Origin of the sequence: Acinetobacter sp. MB5 (assembly GCF_003261585.1) — a bacterium.
GTDB lineage: Bacteria > Pseudomonadota > Gammaproteobacteria > Pseudomonadales > Moraxellaceae > Acinetobacter.
In genome coordinates this window covers 30,626-49,895 of record NZ_POVU01000019.1, presented here as the reverse complement: position 1 = coordinate 49,895, position 19,270 = coordinate 30,626, and the positions used below count along the sequence as shown (strand labels likewise).

Here is a 19,270-nt window from a genome sequence, read left to right as displayed (position 1 = left end):
AGAAGTGAAACCTCTTAGCGCTGATGGTAGTGTGGGGTTACCCATGTGAGAGTAAGTCATCGCCAGCTCATTATTCAAAGCACCCCAATCTCTATAGAGGTCGGGGTGCTTCTTTATGCGTAAAAATTAAGAAAAAATGAAAAATGAGAGAGTTAGGTTGAGTTTATTAACCAGTCGTGAAAAATTTGTGCTGCGTCACTAAGTTTTCGATGCTTTTCATAGACTAAAAATTCTCCATTTCCAGTGTGACATTTGAAAGATGTCACTTGTTGAAGTTTTCCTGTATGTACCAATTCATCTGCTATAAAGCTCCATGCTAATCCTATACCCATTCCTTGTTGCACTGCATGAAAAGCCAATGTTAGTTGATTAAACGTTGGGCTGCCTGAGGCAATTTGATAGGACATATCAAAGTGTTGGAACCAGTCTTTCCAGTCTAAACAATCCCATGCGCTTGCATTAATTTGAACTAATGGAATTTTTGCTAAGTCATTTAAGTTATGAATTTTCGAAATATCAAGATCAGGATGAGCAACAGCATAAATGACTTCTGGGATCAGGCGTTGGCTATGTAAAGATGACCAATGCCCTGCACCATATAAAATACCAAGATCATATTGGGTAAAGCTCGATTCATCCATAGTATTGATCGCATCGACATGTACAGTAATGTTGGGATAAGCTTTATGAAATTCGACCAATTTAGGAAATAACCAAAATTGGGTCAGTGCATGTGTTGCAAGAATAGTGACACTATTGGATTGATGAATTGTCTGTAAGCGAATGATTTTATGTTGTAATTTCTCAAATATTTGCTGAGTTGTTTGATGTAATTCTTCTCCAGCAGGGGTCAATACCACACCGCGAGGTTTACGTTCAAATAGTTGAATTTTTAAGGTGTCTTCAAGTTGCCGAATCTGTTTGCTGACAGCACTTTGAGTCAGATACAGTTCAGTTGCTGCTTGGGTAAAGCTCCCGTGCCGCCCGACAGATTCAAAGGCAATCAAGGTTTCAAGAGGGGGTAATTTTTTAATATAAGGACTCATATTTTTTACCGTTGCTATTCCTCTATGGAATAGATTAATTCTAAATGATCTTTAGTCTTTTTACTGTGATCTCTTTATGCTGCTGTTTTATTTTTAGGGAAAATCAGTATGCGTCAAGGCATTATTTTCGCGATTTTAGCCTGTGCTTTGTGGGGAGGAACGATTGTTGCTCCCTGGTTTATTCCTGAATTTAATCCCATTCTGATTAGTAGTGTGCGCTTTGTTTTATATGGGCTAATTTCATTGCTTGTGGCATTGCCTACCTTAAAACAATTGATTAAAAAATTAGATAAAGCCGATATTTATAAACTGATTCAGTTGTCGATTGCAGGTAACATTTTATATTTTGCCTGTATTGGTACTGCTGTACAGTTTGCTGGTATCACCATGACATCATTAATTAATGGCTTAATGCCTGTATCAATTGCCTTTTTAGGACGAGGTGAACAGTTGAGTCTACCCTTTTCACAACTCAAGTTACCGCTATGTGTTGTGGCATTTGGCTTGATTTTGATTAACTTTATTCCTGATGTATTTTTTGGTGTACATTCGAGCACTGGGCAACGAATTTTTGGAATGGCATGTGTTGTTGCTGCAGTCGGGAGTTGGTCATGGTTTGCGATTCATAATGCACGTTATTTGAAAGAAAGTGCATTTAACAGTCGTGAATGGTCGAGTTTAATGGGTATTATGACGGGATTAATCGCCTTACCTGCGGGGATATTAACGGTAATTTTGATGCCGAAAACGTGGTTTTTACAGCAAACTACAGAGCAATGGGTGACTTTTGCAATGGTCAGCTTATTTTTGGCAATTGCGGGTTCTTGGATCGCAAATGCCTTGTGGAGTGCTTCAACCCGACGCTTGCCAATTAGTTTGGGTGGGCAGTTGATGGTGTTTGAAACCCTGTTTGCATGTAGTTATTCCTATGTATTTGCTGGACGTTTTCCTAGTACCTTAGAAGCGATTGCAATTGGTTGTATTTTAGGTGGAGTGTTTTGGGTGATTCGCTTGTATATGCGAGTACAGCCAGAAAAAACATCGGATCCATCTGCGATTTCATAGAATCAAAAAAGCCTCAACATCCTGTTGAGGCTTTTTTGATTCTTCACCGAGGGTACAACTCCTGTCATACCATAAGGTTTCCATACCTAGATTTTTTATTCTTTTAATAAGAAAAATCCTGTTTCTGTATGATTTAATCATAAGAAAAAAATGAATGATGCCATAGCCGCTAATGGCGGTAAGCGTTGTAAGAGATTGCTGACAACGCTGTAATCATTACACCAGAATTGCTTTGAATTCTGCAAAATGCGAATGCTCTAAACACTGTTTCTTCTTGGTTTTTTGTTTAGAATATTGAAGATATGCCATTAGCCGAGATCAGCATGCAAAAAATACAAGATTCCACTGCGATTGTTCATCAAAATACGCAGGATTATTTGCACTGGTTTCGTCATTCCGCACCTTATATTAATGCGCATCGTAATAAAACCTTTGTGGTGATGTTTGATGGTGAGGCCATCCAGCATGAAAATTTTCAATATATTATTCATGATATTGCGTTACTGCATTCCCTTGGCATTCGCTTGGTTTTGGTTTATGGCGCACGTCCACAAATTAATGCCCAACTGCAAATTCAGCACCTTGAAACGCCTTTTGAGCAGTCACGTCGTGTCACAACCCGTGAAGCATTGCCTTGTGTGATGCAGGCAGTCGGTGCTGTGCGTATGCAGATCGAAGCACTTTTGTCGATGGGGCTTGCCAATTCCCCCATGTTTGGCGCGCGGATTGATGTCGTTTCGGGCAATCTGATTACTGCCAAGCCTTATGGGATCCGTAATGGTATTGATTTTCAGCTGACAGGTGAAGTTCGTGCGGTGGATGTAGATGCCATGACGCGTTTGCTGGAACGTCACAACATTATTTTGCTCGGGCCTGTGGGCTATTCAACTACGGGGGAAGTCTTCAACTTATTGGCAGAAGAAGTGGCTACCAAAACCGCAATTGCGCTCAAAGCAGACAAGTTAATTTTTTTGGGCAATCAACGTGGGGTACTCAATCCGCAAGGGCAGTTACAGCGTGAAATTGCACCGCATCTGCTCGATCAATATATTGCTCAATCTCAGCAAAGCCAAAGTCAAATGGCGTTGTACTTACAAGGGGCAAAAGATGCGGCACTCAATGGTGTGCAGCGGGTGCATGTTTTACCATATGCGCATGATGGCGCTTTGATTCAGGAATTGTTTACCCGTGACGGGATTGGAACCATGGTCACGGATGCACATTATGAAGAAGTGCGTATGGCGAATATTCAGGATGTCGGTGGTTTAATTAACTTGCTACGTCCGCTCGAAGAGCAGGGGATTTTGGTCTATCGCTCACGCGAGCGCTTGGAAACCGAGATTGATCAATTTGCAGTGATTGAGCGCGATGGAACGATTTTGGCTTGCGCTGCTTTATATCCGATTCCAACGACTGAAAATGAAATTGCATCGGCTGAAATTGCTTGTGTTGCGGTGCATCCAAGCTATCGTAAGTCAAACCGTGGCAGCCAGATTTTAAACTTCTTGGAAGAAAAAGCCCGAACTTTGGGGATTCGCCAACTCTTTGTATTGACCACGCGGACGGCACATTGGTTCTTGGAGCATGGTTTTAGCCATGCAACAGTCGATGATTTACCAAATGCTCGACAAGCCCTATATAACTATCAGCGTAATTCCTTGGTATTTAAAAAGATAATCTAAAATTTCGATGCTTTTTTTAAAACCCATTTTATTTTTATGGATTTGTGCATTTATCGATAAGATAAGTGCACAAAGTCACAGAATTGCTCTACAATCAAATTCATTTCTCTGAAATTGTGTTGGCAATGGAACTAAAGAAAAGTACGCAAAAACGTAATCAACTTTTAAATGCTGCCTTAGATGTATTTTCTGTGTACGGCTTTAATGGGGCGAGTCTGGATGAAATTGCCCAGTTGGCACAAATGCATAAGTCGAATATTTTCTATTATTATGAAAATAAAGAAGCGCTGTATATTGAAGTGCTGATGTCAGTTCTTCAGAAATGGATTGAACCTTTGCAACTGTTTGAATCAGGTTTAGAACCTGAAGAAATTTTAACCCAGTATATTACGCAAAAGATTGAATTTTCTAAAACCAATCCGAAAGCCTCTAAACTGTTTGCCTTAGAAATTATTCAAGGTGCACCGTATATTCAAACGGTACTGAAAGGTTCGATTAAGAAACACGTCAAGCGTAAGCTGAAAGTGCTACAACACTGGCAGGCTGAAGGGAAAATGTCAGCACATATTGATCCTGAGCTGTTTATTTTGAACTTATGGTCAATTACGCAAAGCTATGCTGATTTTGATGCCCAGTTTTCTGCGATTTTAGGCAAAACCTTGCGTAATCGTAGTTTTCATCAACGTGCCATTCAACATACCATTGCGATGCTATTACATGGCAGTATGACCTCACCAGCGCAAGAATAACGCTGGTGTTATTGCTTTAAAAATGTTGTTGGTAGAGCTGCAAGAGCTTTTCTGCCCCCACTTTTAGATTCTCTTGCCAGTCGAGATGCGCGCTATCATCTGCGCCATCGGTAATATATTTGACTGAAATCAGGCGTACACCCAGTTTTTTGCAGACTTTTGCCAGCGCATAGCCTTCCATGTCGACCACCTGACATTGCACTTTGGGTAAGCCTGTTTCAAAGGAATCACCTGTACCACACACGGCATAGGGAAGTTCCAGAAAATAGCGTTCCAGTTCAATTTCAGCAGGATGCTCGTCATCCATGGGTGTCGTTCCGACAGGAAAACCAAGCGGAGAGACATCCATATCGCGTTGTACAAATTGCCCGATTTCAACTAACGCATGTCGTGGAAAACTTGAACTGCCTGCGGTACCAAAATTGATCAGGGTTTTGCAACCTGTACGCTGAATCACGTCATAGGCTTTAAATGCCGCATTGACCTTACCAATACCACTATAGTGCACGGTAATGCCATGATTTTCGAAATAACCTTGAGATTCGCTCGGAAGTGCCATGATCAGGGCATGGTCATGCAAATTGTTCAAATGATCTACTCTTTGGGGCTGAAGTTGCATGTTTAGTATAACCAAATTGTATTGATCTGTAAGAGTGACAGTAAGTTGGATGGGTTTGAAATAAATTGAGATTTTTATTATTAAATATATGTTTTTAAACATTAAAATTTGATAAAAACAACCACAAGACGAATTGATCAGAATATGGCACAATAGTTGGCTTTGAAATCATCAATTTTTAAAAGTGCCATGAAGCTACTTCGTTTGAATGCATTGCCAGCCGATTTAGATTTGCCAAAGACAGCCGTGACGATTGGCAACTTTGATGGTGTGCATCTTGGGCATCAGTCGATGATTGCTCAGCTCAAACAAGCAGCGCAAGCCGAGCAGTTGAAAACTGCCGTGATGATTTTTGAACCGCAACCTTTAGAGTTCTTTAAAGGTTATCAAGCGCCGCCACGGATTACGTCACTGCGTGAAAAAGTTGAATATCTCAGTGAGTTGGGTGTGGATTATGTGGTGATTGCCAAGTTTGACAATCATTTTCGTAGCTTGAGTGCGGAACAATTCTCAGAACTTTTAAAACAACAACTCAATGCACAGCATTTGGTGTTGGGTGATGATTTTCATTTTGGTAAAAACCGTCAGGGCAATGCCGAGTTTTTACGCCAGTATGGTTTTGGTGTCACCAACTTGCATACTGTGGAACTCGATGGTGAGCGTGTCAGCTCAACCCGTATTCGTGAAACCTTGCAAAAAGGTGATCTGGCTTTGGCTGCGCGCCTGCTTGGTCGTCCGTATAGCATTACAGGTCGGGTACAATATGGCGATCAGATTGGTCGAACCATTGATTTTCCAACGATTAATGTACGTTTAAACCGCCATCGTCCATGTATTAACGGGATTTACGCAGTAGATGTCTTCTGTGAGACGACCGCACTGGATGCCAAAGTCCGTCAAGACTCACCTGAGCAACTCGGTGTCAAAGGTTATCAACCGACGGCACTGTTTGGGGCAGGGCATGTTGGCACGCGTCCTGCGATTCGTCAGGAACACCCGCAATGGCGTTTAGAAGTACATTTTCCTGAGGTTTCTGCTAATCTGTATGGTTTATTAATGCGAGTGACATTCTTACACTTTTTGCATGGTGAACGGAATTATCCTTCTTTAGAAGCACTCAAAGCAGGAATTCAGGATGATGTTGTACAATTACGCGCATTCCGTGAGCAACACCACGAATTCCCTTTTTAAATTTTAGTTTTAATTTTGATGTTACAACGTGTCGGCGTGAGCGCAGACAGAACTGGAAGCAACTTGCATGAGCGATAAGCAAACACCTGAAAATGTAGTGGATTATAAAGCCACATTGAATCTGCCAGGTACTGAATTTGCAATGAAAGCAAATTTGGCAGTACGCGAACAAAAATGGTTAGAAGAGTGGTACGCCGACAACATTTATCAGCAGATTCGTGCTTCGCGTATTGGCAAGAAAAAATATGTGCTTCACGATGGCCCTCCGTATGCCAATGGTCAGATTCACCTTGGGCATGTGGTGAACAAAGTTCTTAAAGATATTATTGTCAAAAGCCGCACTTTAGATGGTTTCGATGCACCATATGTACCCGGTTGGGACTGCCACGGTTTACCAATTGAACTGAAAGTTGAAGAGAAAGTCGGTAAAGTCGGCGAGAAAGTCGATGCTGCAACTTTCCGTAAGCACTGCCGTGAATATGCGCTAGAACAAATTGATATTCAGCGTAATGACTTCAAACGTCTGGGCATTTTGGGTGATTGGGACAATCCGTATTTGACCATGAACTTCAAGCAAGAAGCCGATATCGTACGTGCTTTGGGTGCAATCCAGAAAAATGGTCACATTCAGCCCGGTTTAAAACCAGTGAACTGGTGTTTGGACTGTGGTTCAGCATTGGCAGAAGCTGAAGTTGAATATGAAGATAAAAAATCTGACGCGATTGATGTTGGTTTCTCTGTGGTTGATCTTGCAGATTTGTCAGCGCGTTTAGGTGTAGACGTTCAAGATCCAACCGATTTGGTGATCTGGACGACGACGCCTTGGACTTTGCCTGCCAACCAAGCAGTGGCACTGCATGCTGAAATTGAATACCAATTGGTTCAAGTACAAACCGATCGTGGCACACAAAACCTTGTCTTGGCAAAAAGCTTGGTTGAGTCTGCATGCGAGCGTTACAAGTTAGAAAATCCTGTGGTGCTTGCTGACTTTGTTGGCGAGAAACTGGAAAATCTACAACTGCAACATCCACTGATCGCAGAGCGCCAAGTGCCTGTCATTTTGGGTGAGCATGTGACTGCTGATAGCGGTACAGGTGCAGTGCATACGGCACCAGGTCATGGTGTAGACGACTATAAAGTAGGTTTGATCTACAACTTGAAAGTGGACAATCCTGTGGGTGGAAATGGGGTGTATTTACCAACTGCCCCGATCTTTGCAGGCGAGCACATCTATAAAGCCAATCCAAAAATTATTGCAGCATTAGGCGAAACAGGTCGTCTTTGGGCACATAACCCGATTAAGCACAGCTACCCGCACTGCTGGCGCCACAAAACACCAATCATTTTCCGTGCAACACCACAATGGTTCATCAGCATGGATCAACAAGGTCTACGTGACGGTGCATTGAAGGCGATTGAAAATGACATTCAGTTTGTACCGAACTGGGGTCAAAACCGTATTCAATCGATGATCGATGGTCGTCCAGACTGGTGTATTTCACGTCAACGTACTTGGGGCGTGCCAATCCCGTTCTTTGTGCATAAAGACACCAACGAGTTGCATCCGCGTACGCCTGAACTGATTGAAGATGTAGCGAAACTGATTGAACAAGAAGGCATTGATGCATGGTTTAACCGTGGTGCTCAAGACTTCTTGGGTGATGAAGCTGAACAATACAATCCTGTACGTGACACTTTAGACGTCTGGTTTGACTCGGGTACAACCCACTATGCGGTACTTGAGCAACGTGATGAGTTGGAAAGCCCTGCGGACTTGTACTTAGAAGGTTCAGACCAACACCGTGGTTGGTTCCAGTCTTCATTGTTGACCTCTATGGCGATCCACAACCGCGCACCATATAAAGCGTTGTTGACGCATGGTTTCACGGTCGATGAGAAAGGTCGTAAATTGTCTAAGTCTTTAGGCAACTACATTCCGCTTGAAGAAATCATCAAGCAGTTGGGTGCAGATGGTCTACGTTTATATGTCGCATCGAGCGATTACCGTTATGAAATTGCAGCATCTAAAGAAATCTTTAGCCGTGTCAGCGACAGCTACCGCCGTATTCGTAACACCTTACGTTTCTTGTTGGCGAACTTAAACGGTTTCAAACCAAGCACAGACTTGTTGCCTGTTGAAGAGTTGATTGCACTTGATCAATACATCTTGCAACGTGCTAACGAAGTTCAAAAAGTCATTACTCAAGCTTATGACGAAATGAACTTCCACGTGGTGTGCAGTGCATTGACTAACTTCTGTATCAATGACTTGGGTGGTTTCTACCTCGACATCATTAAAGACCGTCAGTACACCACCAATGCCAATTCGCAAGCACGTCATTCAGCACAAACTGCGTTGTATCACTTGGTACAAGCCTTTGTTCGCTGGATGAGCCCAATCTTGAGCTTTACGGCACAAGAAGCATGGCCGTTGATTCCAGAGCAATCTGAACAGTATGTGTTTACGACGGAGTGGTATAGCATTCCAACGGTGACAGCAAATTTACTTTCAGAAGCAGATTGGCAAACATTAATTCAAGTAAAATCAGCAGTAAATAAACAGATTGAAGTGGCGCGTAACGCTAAACTCATCGGCAGTAATTTGTCAGCGAAAGTAGAGCTTTGGGCGCAACCTGAACTTGCAGCAGTCCTTAACAAACTGGGTGATGAACTGCGTTTTGTATTGATTACTTCACAAGTGGCAGTGCATGAATTTGCAGAACAAGGCGAAGCAACTGAGCTAGACGGATTACGTGTTCAGGTGTCTGCTGCGGAAGGTGAGAAATGTGCACGTTGCTGGCATGTTTTACCAGATGTCAATACACATGCAGCGCATCCTGGTTTATGTTCTCGTTGTATTGTGAATGTTGCCGGTTCTGGCGAAGAGAGAAAGTATGCCTAATCCTCAAAACAAGGGTTTAGTATTTCACGCGCATAATATCCTGTGGCTTGGGTTGTCTGCCCTCGCCATTGGGCTGGATCGATGGACAAAACACATTGCCAGCACCGATCTAGTCTATGCGCAACCTGTCCATGTAATGCCATTTTTAAACTGGACATTGCTACATAACTATGGCGCAGCCTTTAGCTTCTTGTCCGATGCAGGTGGCTGGCAACGTTATTTGTTTATGGGACTTGCTGGGCTCGTGTCTTTGATTTTTGTATTTTGGCTGATGAGAATGCCGAAATCCATGAAGGTTTTACCCGCCGCGATTGCCCTGATTTTAGGTGGTGCGCTCGGTAACTTAATTGATCGGGTAACTCTGGGTTATGTTGTAGATTTTATCCATGTATATTATCAAAATCACAACTTCCCTGCGTTTAACATAGCCGATAGTGCGATTACCTTGGGAACGATTTTGTTGCTGATCGACACGTTCTTTTTGGAAAAGCAGCGTAAAGCAGGTGTAAAAAGTTAAGATGGTTGAAATTATTAATCCCAATGAAGAAACGCGCGTTAACGAAGGTTCAAAAGTCGATTTGCACTTTTCAGTAACCATTGAAAATGGCGTAGAAATTGACAATACCCGTAGCCGTGAAGAGCCTGTGAGCTTGGTGATTGGCGATGGTAACTTGTTACCAGGCTTTGAAAAGGCATTGTTTGGTTTACGTGCAGGCGATCGCCGTACTGTGCATTTGCCACCTGAAGATGCTTTTGGCCCTTGGAACCCTGAAAATGTTCAGCGTTTTGATACAGTTAAATTTGAACAGCGTCCAGTCGTTGGGCACATGATTGAATTTGAGGACAAAGCCAAAGCGAGTTTGTTCGGTGTGGTGAAATCGGTCAATGAAGATATTACCGAAATTGATTTTAACCATCCACTTGCTGGAAAAAACATCACTTTTGAAGTCGAGATTTTTAAAGTGACCCCAGCAGGGCAGCAAGGCATTAAAATCATGTAAGAAAAAAGCTCCTTAGGGAGCTTTTTTTAACGCACTTGAATAATGGTATTGTCATCATTAATCAACAAATAGTCATTGTTGACTTTATACCACTGTTGTCCACGTGCAGGTTTTGGCAGATTGTAGTGACCATAATCGACTTTGTAGCGGTCACTGCGATAGTGTTGAGGCATGGTATAGCCTGTTTGCCATTTCAGTTGTTTGAGCCGTTGAAAACCGCGTTCTTCACGGGCACGGCGGCGTTCTTGCAGATCTTGTAATGAATAGGCATCGTTATAGCCATCGTTATTACGATCAAAAAAATGATCACCACCGTTTCCACCACCAAAACCACCGCCACCATGTGGCCCTGCGAAAGCAACAGGAGTACTTAGCCAAACAGTTAAGCACAGTGCTATCGCTGTTAAACTCTGTTTCATGTTGCATCCTCAAGTGTATTGCGTGTTATGCCAAGTGTGGCTGTATTACTGTATAAAAAAAATGCAGAGAAACTGTGAAGATCATGGCATGATTGTTTTAAAAAACGTGCAGAATTTCCTATACATTAGTTTCTTATACAGATTTTATTTTAAGAATTCGCCAAAAATCAGCACTTGAATTTTAAATTGCTGATTTTTGGAGAGAGTATGACTGATGCCATTAGCCTAAAGATATGATTAATCTTGAGCATTAATGCTCTGGCCATTCATGCCAATACTGTCTTCACCCATGAGGTACAGATAGGCTGGCATCAGGCTTTCTGGCGTTGGTAGGCTCAGTGGATCTTCCTGAGGGAAGGCTTTAGCACGCATTGCGGTGCGTGTTGCGCCAGGGTTAATGCAATTGTAGCGAATATTGGCAAAGCTATTTTCACTGGCAAAAATCTTGTTCATGGCTTCAACCGCAATTTTTGAAACAGAATAGGCACCCCAAAATGCGCGAGCTTCACGTCCAACACCTGAGGAAGCGAACACGACAGAGGCATTTTCTGATTTTTGCAGCAGTGGCAACAGGGCCTGTGTCAGAAAAAATGGTGCACGTAAATTGACAGCCATGACTTCATCCCAGACATCGACAGGGTAGTCGGCCAATGGAACCCGTTCACCCAAGATGCCCGCATTGTGCAAGATCCCATCTAGGCGACCAAATTGATGCTCAAGTGTATCGACAAGATGTTCATATTCACGGCTAGAAGCACTGGAAAGCTGTAAAGGTAAAATCGCAGGTTGCGGTGCACCTAGGCTTTCAATTTCATCGTAAATCACTTCAAGCTTATTCAGTGTTCGGCCATGTAGCACCACGGTTGCACCATGTAGGGCATAACTAATTGCTGCAGCTCGCCCGATGCCATCACCTGCACCAGTAATTAAAATAATTTTGTCTTTTAATAAGTCATTACGAGGTTGGTATTCTGAATATTTCATTATGAAACCTCCGTTTATCATTGGTTTATGGAAGTATTAAATTGCGAGGTGCTGTTGCAAGATATCTTGAAGCTGTGCAACATTTTCAATAATGCAGTCTGCTTGCCAAGCCTGTAAATCATTACGATGCTGTTCGGGTAAATACCCATAGGCAGCCAAAATGGTATACATGTCAGCATTACGACCCGCTTCAATATCGCGAGGATGATCACCTACATAAATAATCTGTTCAGGATCAATTTGCAATTGTTTGGCTGCGAGAAACATCGGTTCAGGATGTGGCTTGGCGTGGGTGACATCGTCAGGGCAGACCAAAACCGAACAACGCTGTTGCAAATTAAGCGCTTCTAATAGTGATTCACTTAAATTACGTGGCTTGTTGGTGACAATACCCCACGGAATTTGATGCTGTTCAAGCATACCGAGCAGGGGATACATGCCTTCAAACAGGTCTGTTTCCACCACAATCTGCTGACCATAACGATCGAGAAAATCCTGACGATGTACCAAGAAAGTGGCATCATCAACTGCCAGTTCGGGGTACACCAGTTTCACCATGGCACGTGCGCCTTCAGACACCTGACTACGAATGGTATCGGCATCGACCACAGGGCGCTGTTGTTCACGGCACATGTCTTGAATGATACGGATAAAATCTGCTGCGGTATCGATCAGGGTACCATCGAGATCAAAGAGAACTGCTTTCATGCTTTAGCCCAAATTCTGTGTATACACCATGTAGTTCACATCAACATTTGGCGCAAGCCAGTAGTGTTTAGTCAGTGGATTGTAATGTAACCCCGTCATGTCTTTGAGCTTTAAGCCCGCAGCTTCAATATCGGTCGCCAGCTCAGAAGGGCGAATGAATTTATGATAATCATGTGTGCCTTTTGGCAGCATGCGCAGTAGATACTCAGCCCCAATAATCGCAAATAGATACGCTTTAGGATTGCGGTTAATGGTGGAGAAAAACACATGGCCATTCGGCTTGACCAATTTCTGACAAGCTTGAATAATCGAGGCAGGGTCTGGGACATGTTCCAGCATTTCCATACAGGTCACGACATCGTATAGTCCTGCCTGTTCTTCTGCCAGTTGTTCAACAGGCACTTGGCGATATTGAATATTGGTCACCTGTTCTTGTTCAGCATGTAAACGAGCTACAGCAAGTGGTGCTTCGCCCATATCAACACCCAGCACTTCTGCTGCACCACGACGTGCCATACTTTCTGCCAAAATACCGCCACCACAGCCGACATCGAGAACTTTTTTGCCACGTAAGCCACCCGACAACTCATCAATCCAGTTTAAGCGTAAAGGATTGATTTGATGCAGGGGTTTGAATTCGGAATGCTGATCCCACCATTTGGCTGCGAGAGCTTCGAATTTTGCAATTTCTTGTGGATCAACATTCAGCTGTGACATGACCTTCACCTCAGTACAGTGCTTCATTTTTAAGAGATTTGTTTTCAGTGTTAGTGTAGCGTGTCTTAAGGAAAAAGTGATCAAAGCTGCAAAAAAGTTGACACAAACAAAACGTTTTTTTTTGCATAGATGTTTTATAGTTAGCAGCTAAGCGGGTCAAAATGCTTATACAAGGAAAACTTAATCAATGAAAAAATTCATTATCAATGGCTTGGCTGTAGCTGTGATGGCATTCTCTGCGAATGCAATGGCAGAAAACTTTGTGGCTGGAAAAGACTATACGATTCTAAAAAATCCAGGCAAAGTGGATGTTCCCGGGAAAATCGAAGTTCGTGAATTCTTCTGGTATGGTTGCCCACACTGCTTTCGATTAGAACCACATATGCAGGCATGGTTGAAAAAATTGCCAAAAGATGTGAATTTTGTTCGTTCACCAGCAGCGATGAACCCAGTTTGGGAATCAGGTGCACGTACTTATTATGCTTCAGAGCAATTAGGCATTCGTAAACGCACTCACTTGGCCTTGTTTGATGCGATTCATTTACAAAACCAACAGATTTTTGACCAAGCATCGGCAGCCCAATTCTTCACAAAATATGGCGTGCCAGTTGCTAAATTCAATGCAGCCTATAGCTCGTTTGCTGTGAGTGCTAAAGTAGCTCAGTCTAACCAGTTAGCGGCTCAATACCAGTTAGCAGGTGTCCCTGCTGTTGTGGTGGATGGCAAATATTTAGTACAAGGTGAAGATGGTAAAGTTCCTAAAGTGATTGATTTCCTGATTAACAAAGAACGCCACAGCAAATAAGTCATAAGCTGAGTTGAACCTTTAAAAGCGTATATTGATATACGCTTTTTTTATATGTGGCAAGGCAAATGAACAAATTTAAGCTGCTGAATAAAACATTGTAAAAGCTGATTTTTTTGGGTTTCGTCATGGCAATGCAGCCATTTAATAATCCACGCAAAATGCAGTTCAATATTCAGTTCTGCCAAAGCTTGTAACTGTTGGGGTTGAGACAGTTGTTCGCCGTATTTTTTGCTTAAAATTTGGGTCAAATCATCGACTAAAAAAATCTGTTCCTGACTGATTTTTTCTCGCAAAGGTGGATCACCCCCCCAGCGTTCGACAATAAAGAAATGCCAGTGAGCTGCCTTTTGCTGAACCTGATTACAAAACAGAGTTAAGAGTTGTTCTAGGCTCTCTTTATTTTTAGGCTGTACATGTTCAGCAATCTGATTGAGGTGGCTCTTGATCATTAAGGAGGTTTGGTCAACCAGTTCAACGGCCAGTTGTTCTTTATTGGGGAAAAAACGATAAAAAGCGCTCGGCACCATGCCAACGGCCTGTGCGAGTTGTCTTAAACTGATGCTATTAAAACAATGACCAGCATAGTTTAGCTTTAATACTTGTTCTAGAATTGTTTGCTGACTCTGCAATTTACGCTCAGCACGTACTGACATGGCAAGTCCATCCCTGCGATCGTTTATCTTATGTACTTTGTCTCGATTATAGCGTTTCTTGTGCAAATATAATGTGTGTTTTTGCTAAATATTTAAAATTATTAAATATAAATCATATAGTTATATATTTTTTTATTCTAGCAATTAATCTAAATGAAAAAATAGTGTGCTGAAACGATGGCATGGAAAATTCTGAGTTTAAATCTGTCTTTGAAACAGGATTATTACTCAATTTTGGATGAATTAAACATTGAATAAACAACAGATATTCAGGTGGCTTGATAGGTCAGGATAATAAAATTTACATCTTTAAAAAATAAAAACTAAATATTAAAAAGATAATAAAATTCAATATATTGAAATTATTTATTGGGGGTGGAAAACAGATTGATGGGATCATTCTCCGAAATGTCACTGCGAGTCTGTTATACTTCGCACGAAATTTCTGGCTGAAAACTGAAGGAAAAATTATGCGTATTGACCAACGCACATTAGACCAATTGCGCGATGTAAAAATTACTCGTAACTATACACGTTATGCTGAAGGTTCGGTTCTCGTTGAGTTTGGTCATACCAAAGTACTGTGTACGGCAAGTATCGAGAACAGTGTGCCACGCTTTTTGAAAGGTCAAGGCCAAGGTTGGGTGACTGCTGAATATGGTATGTTGCCACGTTCAACACACACACGTTCTGACCGTGAAGCGGCACGTGGTAAGCAATCGGGTCGTACCCAAGAAATTCAACGCCTGATTGGCCGTAGCTTACGTGCTATGGTTGACCTGAAAAAACTCGGTGAAAACACCATTACGATTGACTGTGATGTGATTCAAGCCGATGGTGGTACACGTACTGCATCCATTACTGGTGCAGCGGTTGCATTGGTCGATGCGATGAATGTGTTACTTGCCCAAAAGAAAATTAAACAAGATCCACTCAAAGGTTTGGTGGCTGCGATTTCTGTGGGTATTTTCCAAGATGAAGTCTTGCTTGACCTTTGCTATGAAGAAGACTCGAACTGTCAAACTGACTTGAATGTGGTAATGACCCAAGCAGGTGAATTCATCGAAATTCAAGGAACTGCTGAAGACAAGCCATTTACCCGTAGCCAATCGAATGCCATGTTAGAAATGGCAGAGCAGGGGATTCAAGAGCTGATCAAGAAACAGCAAGAAGCTCTAGGCTGGTAAGTAAAAGAATAAAAAAAGACTCCATCAGGAGTCTTTTTTTATTTAAAGAGCAAAATTCCTGCCCACGTAATCGCCATCATACTTAAAGCGACAAACTGTGCTGCACTGCCCATATCTTTGGCATTTTTAGCGAGCGGATGGCGTTCCAGTGAAATACGATCGACCACTGCTTCAATTGCTGAATTAAATAATTCAACAATCAACGCCAGCATGCCGACTAGAATCAGCACAATATGCTCAAGCTTGCTGAGATTAAGCCATAAATTAATCGGGAGTAATAAAACATTGAGTAAGACAATCTGGCGAAATGCTGCTTCATAACGAAAGGCCGATTTAAATCCTGCGATTGAATAACTTGCAGCATTAATGATGCGCTTGATCCCGGTTTTGCCTTTCAGCGGCGAGTACTGATCCATGATAGTCTACAGATAAAGAAACTGTCATTATGTTAATCAACCTCTTTGCAAAAGTAAAAAATAATACTTTTCTACTCAGAGCAAGCGTGCAAAGTACATCAGGGCTGGCTTGAGTCAGTTAAAATGTCCTGATGTGACTTGAAATGGGAATGAAGATGTCAAACCAGACAAAATTTGCAGTGATTGATGGTGTATTACAAGGTGTGCAGCAATTACCCTCTCCCAATTTCAATCAGCGTCCTGCCAATACCCAGATTCAGTTGGTGGTGATTCACAATATTAGTTTGCCACCTTCACAATTTGGTGGTGGCTATATTCAGCAGTTTTTCCAAAACCAGTTGGATTGGAATGCTCATCCCTATTTTCAAACGATTGAGGGGATGCAGGTTTCAGCCCATCTGCTGATTTTAAGAACAGGGGAAGTGATTCAGTTCGTTAACTTTAATGATCGGGCATGGCATGCGGGGCGTTCCAGCTATCTGGGTGTACCTGAGTGTAATGACTACTCGATTGGTATTGAACTCGAAGGTAGCGATGATTTGCCTTTTGAAGCGGTGCAATATCAGTCACTTGTCCAAGTGGTTTCAGCTTTACAACAGACTTATCCTAAAATTCAGCAGCATATCGCAGGGCATTCCGATATTGCTCCACAGCGTAAAACTGATCCAGGTGAGCATTTCCACTGGGCAGATTTTCGTGAATTGTTACACAAAGAAAATCACACAAATTGAAGAATTAATAACGAAATTGTTCGGGCTTTTCTTTAAAATAGCGACTTCCAATTTGACTTAGGTGTAAGCGATGGCGCTTTGGCGGTCGACCTTTATCGTGAGTGCTATGACCATGTTGTCCCGTATTTTGGGGCTGGTGCGTGACATGGTCTTGCTGAACGTGTTTGGTGCAGGCAAAGAATTCGACGTCTTTGTTGTTGCATTTCGCATTCCCAATTTTTTCAGGCGACTGTTTGCCGAAGGTGCATTTTCACAAGCGTTTATTCCTGTATTGACCGAGTACAAAGCTGGGCGGGCCCATGCGGAAGTCCAAATCCTGATTAGTCGGGTGTTTGGCTGCTTATTGGTGGTGATGTCATCAATTACCTTGTTGGCGATGATCATTGCCCCTGCGGTGGTGTATATCTATGCCCCAGGTTTCCATAACGACCCTGACAAATTCGCCCAAGCGGTTGAAATGTTCCGTTTGACCATTCCGTATTTGATGTTTATGTCACTGACGGCATTTGCCAGCAGTATCTTAAACAGCTATGGCGCGTTTTTTAGCCCGGCATTTTCACCTGTTTTATTGAATATGGTGATGATTGCTGGCGCGTGGTGGCTCACGCCGTATTTGCAAACCCCAATTATGTCTTTGGGTTGGGCAGTCTTGGCAGCAGGCTTTATTCAGCTTACGATCCAGATTCCTGAGTTATGGCGTAAAAAACTGCTGATTCCACCTCGCATTGATTTTAAACATGAAGGGGTTGAGCGCATTCTCAAACTGATGCTGCCAGCGTTGTTTGGTGTATCGGTGACACAAATTAACTTATTGCTGAATACCATTTGGGCATCGTTCATGCAAAGCGGTTCAGTGTCTTGGTTGTACAGTGCTGAACGGATGACCGAGTTGCCATTAGGCTTGATTGGGGTTGCGATTGGGACCGTGATTTTACCATCGTTGTCTGCACGCCATGCAGAACAAGACCTAGAACGTTTCCGTGGCATGATCGACTGGGCAGCGCGTGTGATTATTATGGTGGGGGTGCCTGCCAGTGTTGCGCTATTTATGTTGTCGACACCGATTATTCAAACCCTGTTCCAACGTGGCGAGTTTACTGCTGAAGATACTCATATGACGGCATTGGCCTTGAAATGTATGAGTGGCGGCGTGTTGGCCTTTATGCTGATCAAGGTTTTTGCCCCAGGTTTTTATGCCCAGCAAGATACCAAAACGCCTGTGCGCGTCGGTTTGATGGCAGTGGCAGCCAATGCCATTTTAAACGTGATTCTGATCAGTTTCTTCAAGATGATTCACTGGAATGCTGAACATATGGCACTTGGAATTGCATCTTCAAGCTCTGCCTTTGTCAACGCAGGCATGCTCTACTATTACTTGCACAAGCGTAATGTTTATCGTTTCGGTGCACATTGGAAAAAGATTTTTGCGCAATACGGTTTTGCTAATCTGTGTATGATTGGAGCGTTGGCATACGGCTTACATTTCTATAGTAGCCATGCATCAACATGGATGAAGATTGCAGAGTTAAGCGGATTGTGTGTGGTTGGTGCAGTCGCTTATGCGGTAGGATTGTTGCTTTCAGGCTTCCGCCCTCGACATTTACGTCCCGAGCATTAAGTATTTAAAAACCCGACAAGTGTCGGGTTTTTTATTGGAATTATTTCACTTTAATCAGTTCAACATCAAAAATCAGCGTGCTGTTTGGCCCAATTGCATCGCCTGCGCCAATTTCACCATAGCCGAGTTTGGATGGAATGAAGAAACGGGTTTTACCACCTTCTTTCATGGTGAGTAAGCCTTCGGACAAGCCTGAAACCACTTCACTCACACGAAAATCAACGGGTTGCTCACGGGCAATCGAGCTGTCAAACACCGTGCCATCAATCAAACGACCTTCATAGTTGATTTCAACCGTGCTGTTTTTGTTGGGGCTTTTGCCTTCGCCAGCTTTCAAAACTTGATATTGTAAACCTGAAGCAGTGGTGACAACGCCAGACTGACGTGCATTGTTGGTAAGAAATGCAGCGCCTGCTTTGGCATTGATTTCAGCTTGCTGTTGATGGGCAATCAAGTCTTTGGCTTCAGCCTGTTTTTTATATAGAGCTAGGGCATTCGCCATTTCCTGCTCAGACAAAGCAGGATTCTGGTTATTGGATGCTGTTCTTAGCCCTTCAATAAAGGCATTCAGATCAAGGCCCTGTAGGGCCTCTGCATTACTTTTTCCCAAAAGGTAACCGAAACTATAACCTGCTTGTGTACTTAGTGAACTATTTGCATTGACTGTACTTGTTGTTGCCGCCCAAACAGGCGTGGATAAGCAAGATAAAGCACATATGACGCTCAGAATTTTTTTCATTATCGTCTTCCTAAAATATGAATGGAGAGTTATTA

The 19,270-nt window shown here is 42.7% G+C and carries 20 protein-coding genes; 11 read left to right on the top strand and 9 right to left on the bottom strand.

From position 1 onward, the window contains the following. Positions 1-152: 152 nt before the first annotated feature. Positions 153-1,046: a LysR family transcriptional regulator gene (locus tag C1A47_RS15210; RefSeq protein WP_111895866.1), complete on the bottom strand. Its 894-nt coding sequence runs from the start codon at positions 1,044-1,046 to the stop codon at positions 153-155. 108 nt (positions 1,047-1,154) lie between these two features. On the opposite strand from C1A47_RS15210, the gene C1A47_RS15205 reads away from it, so the two are divergent. The 3 genes from C1A47_RS15205 (at position 1,155) to C1A47_RS15195 (ending at position 4,542) form a co-directional block, all read left to right on the top strand. After that, entirely contained in the window at positions 1,155-2,111 is a 957-nt protein-coding gene (locus C1A47_RS15205; RefSeq protein ID WP_111895865.1) for a DMT family transporter, read from the top strand. Between the two features lie 323 nt (positions 2,112-2,434). Then, entirely contained in the window at positions 2,435-3,793 is a 1,359-nt protein-coding gene (argA, locus tag C1A47_RS15200; RefSeq protein ID WP_111895873.1) for an amino-acid N-acetyltransferase, read from the top strand. A 125-nt stretch (positions 3,794-3,918) separates the two neighbouring features. After that, on the top strand, positions 3,919-4,542 hold the full coding sequence (locus C1A47_RS15195; RefSeq protein WP_111895872.1) for a TetR/AcrR family transcriptional regulator: 624 nt from the start codon (positions 3,919-3,921) through the stop codon (positions 4,540-4,542). 16 nt (positions 4,543-4,558) lie between these two features. Here C1A47_RS15195 and C1A47_RS15190 read toward each other — a convergent pair whose 3' ends face one another. Beyond that, positions 4,559-5,161, bottom strand: coding sequence for a 5'-methylthioadenosine/S-adenosylhomocysteine nucleosidase (locus C1A47_RS15190; protein WP_171294406.1), 603 nt, complete (start codon positions 5,159-5,161; stop codon positions 4,559-4,561). 189 nt (positions 5,162-5,350) lie between these two features. Here C1A47_RS15190 and ribF point away from each other — a divergent pair, with 189 nt between their 5' ends. The 4 genes from ribF (at position 5,351) to C1A47_RS15170 (ending at position 10,255) form a co-directional block, all read left to right on the top strand. Beyond that, positions 5,351-6,352 (top strand): bifunctional riboflavin kinase/FAD synthetase, encoded by a 1,002-nt coding sequence (ribF, locus tag C1A47_RS15185; protein WP_111895870.1) that lies wholly within the window; start codon positions 5,351-5,353, stop codon positions 6,350-6,352. A 67-nt stretch (positions 6,353-6,419) separates the two neighbouring features. Next, positions 6,420-9,254 carry an isoleucine--tRNA ligase gene (gene ileS / locus C1A47_RS15180; protein WP_111895864.1) on the top strand — a complete coding sequence of 945 codons (2,835 nt, stop codon included), beginning with the start codon at positions 6,420-6,422 and terminating at the stop codon, positions 9,252-9,254. After that, positions 9,247-9,771: a signal peptidase II gene (gene lspA, locus C1A47_RS15175; protein ID WP_111895863.1), complete on the top strand. Its 525-nt coding sequence runs from the start codon at positions 9,247-9,249 to the stop codon at positions 9,769-9,771. Before ileS ends, lspA begins: the two co-directional genes overlap by 8 nt. 1 nt (position 9,772) lies before the next feature. Then, positions 9,773-10,255, top strand: a complete 483-nt coding sequence (locus C1A47_RS15170) for an FKBP-type peptidyl-prolyl cis-trans isomerase (protein WP_111895862.1) — start codon at positions 9,773-9,775, stop codon at positions 10,253-10,255. A 26-nt stretch (positions 10,256-10,281) separates the two neighbouring features. Here C1A47_RS15170 and C1A47_RS15165 read toward each other — a convergent pair whose 3' ends face one another. From C1A47_RS15165 to ubiG, 4 genes are all read right to left on the bottom strand, one after another. Further along, positions 10,282-10,674: an RcnB family protein gene (locus tag C1A47_RS15165; RefSeq protein ID WP_111895861.1), complete on the bottom strand. Its 393-nt coding sequence runs from the start codon at positions 10,672-10,674 to the stop codon at positions 10,282-10,284. 237 nt (positions 10,675-10,911) lie between these two features. Continuing rightward, the gene (locus C1A47_RS15160) at positions 10,912-11,658 is read right to left on the bottom strand and encodes a YciK family oxidoreductase (protein ID WP_111895860.1); all 747 of its coding nucleotides are present in this window, start codon (positions 11,656-11,658) and stop codon (positions 10,912-10,914) included. A 36-nt stretch (positions 11,659-11,694) separates the two neighbouring features. Then, the gene (locus tag C1A47_RS15155; RefSeq protein ID WP_111895859.1) at positions 11,695-12,366 is read right to left on the bottom strand and encodes an HAD family hydrolase; all 672 of its coding nucleotides are present in this window, start codon (positions 12,364-12,366) and stop codon (positions 11,695-11,697) included. A gap of 3 nt (positions 12,367-12,369) precedes the next feature. Beyond that, entirely contained in the window at positions 12,370-13,083 is a 714-nt protein-coding gene (gene ubiG, locus C1A47_RS15150; RefSeq protein WP_111895858.1) for a bifunctional 2-polyprenyl-6-hydroxyphenol methylase/3-demethylubiquinol 3-O-methyltransferase UbiG, read from the bottom strand. A 187-nt stretch (positions 13,084-13,270) separates the two neighbouring features. Between ubiG and C1A47_RS15145 the strand changes: the two genes are divergently transcribed. Continuing rightward, a complete protein-coding gene (locus C1A47_RS15145) occupies positions 13,271-13,888 on the top strand; it encodes a thiol:disulfide interchange protein DsbA/DsbL (RefSeq protein ID WP_111895857.1) in 618 nt (205 codons plus the stop codon). Positions 13,889-13,938: 50 nt separating this feature from the next. Here C1A47_RS15145 and C1A47_RS15140 read toward each other — a convergent pair whose 3' ends face one another. Beyond that, the gene (locus C1A47_RS15140) at positions 13,939-14,544 is read right to left on the bottom strand and encodes a TetR/AcrR family transcriptional regulator (RefSeq protein WP_111895856.1); all 606 of its coding nucleotides are present in this window, start codon (positions 14,542-14,544) and stop codon (positions 13,939-13,941) included. A 470-nt stretch (positions 14,545-15,014) separates the two neighbouring features. Here C1A47_RS15140 and rph point away from each other — a divergent pair, with 470 nt between their 5' ends. After that, positions 15,015-15,731: a ribonuclease PH gene (gene rph / locus C1A47_RS15135; protein ID WP_111895869.1), complete on the top strand. Its 717-nt coding sequence runs from the start codon at positions 15,015-15,017 to the stop codon at positions 15,729-15,731. 38 nt (positions 15,732-15,769) lie between these two features. Here the strand turns inward: rph and C1A47_RS15130 are convergent, their stop codons facing one another. Then, on the bottom strand, positions 15,770-16,147 hold the full coding sequence (locus tag C1A47_RS15130) for a diacylglycerol kinase (RefSeq protein WP_111895855.1): 378 nt from the start codon (positions 16,145-16,147) through the stop codon (positions 15,770-15,772). A gap of 155 nt (positions 16,148-16,302) precedes the next feature. Here C1A47_RS15130 and ampD point away from each other — a divergent pair, with 155 nt between their 5' ends. Beyond that, complete coding sequence (ampD, locus tag C1A47_RS15125; RefSeq protein WP_111895854.1) at positions 16,303-16,878, top strand: 1,6-anhydro-N-acetylmuramyl-L-alanine amidase AmpD; 576 nt, start codon at positions 16,303-16,305, stop codon at positions 16,876-16,878. Positions 16,879-16,948: 70 nt separating this feature from the next. Further along, complete coding sequence (gene murJ, locus C1A47_RS15120; RefSeq protein ID WP_111895853.1) at positions 16,949-18,496, top strand: murein biosynthesis integral membrane protein MurJ; 1,548 nt, start codon at positions 16,949-16,951, stop codon at positions 18,494-18,496. Between the two features lie 40 nt (positions 18,497-18,536). Here murJ and C1A47_RS15115 read toward each other — a convergent pair whose 3' ends face one another. Then, the gene (locus tag C1A47_RS15115; RefSeq protein WP_111895852.1) at positions 18,537-19,235 is read right to left on the bottom strand and encodes an FKBP-type peptidyl-prolyl cis-trans isomerase; all 699 of its coding nucleotides are present in this window, start codon (positions 19,233-19,235) and stop codon (positions 18,537-18,539) included. Positions 19,236-19,270 lie beyond the last annotated feature (35 nt).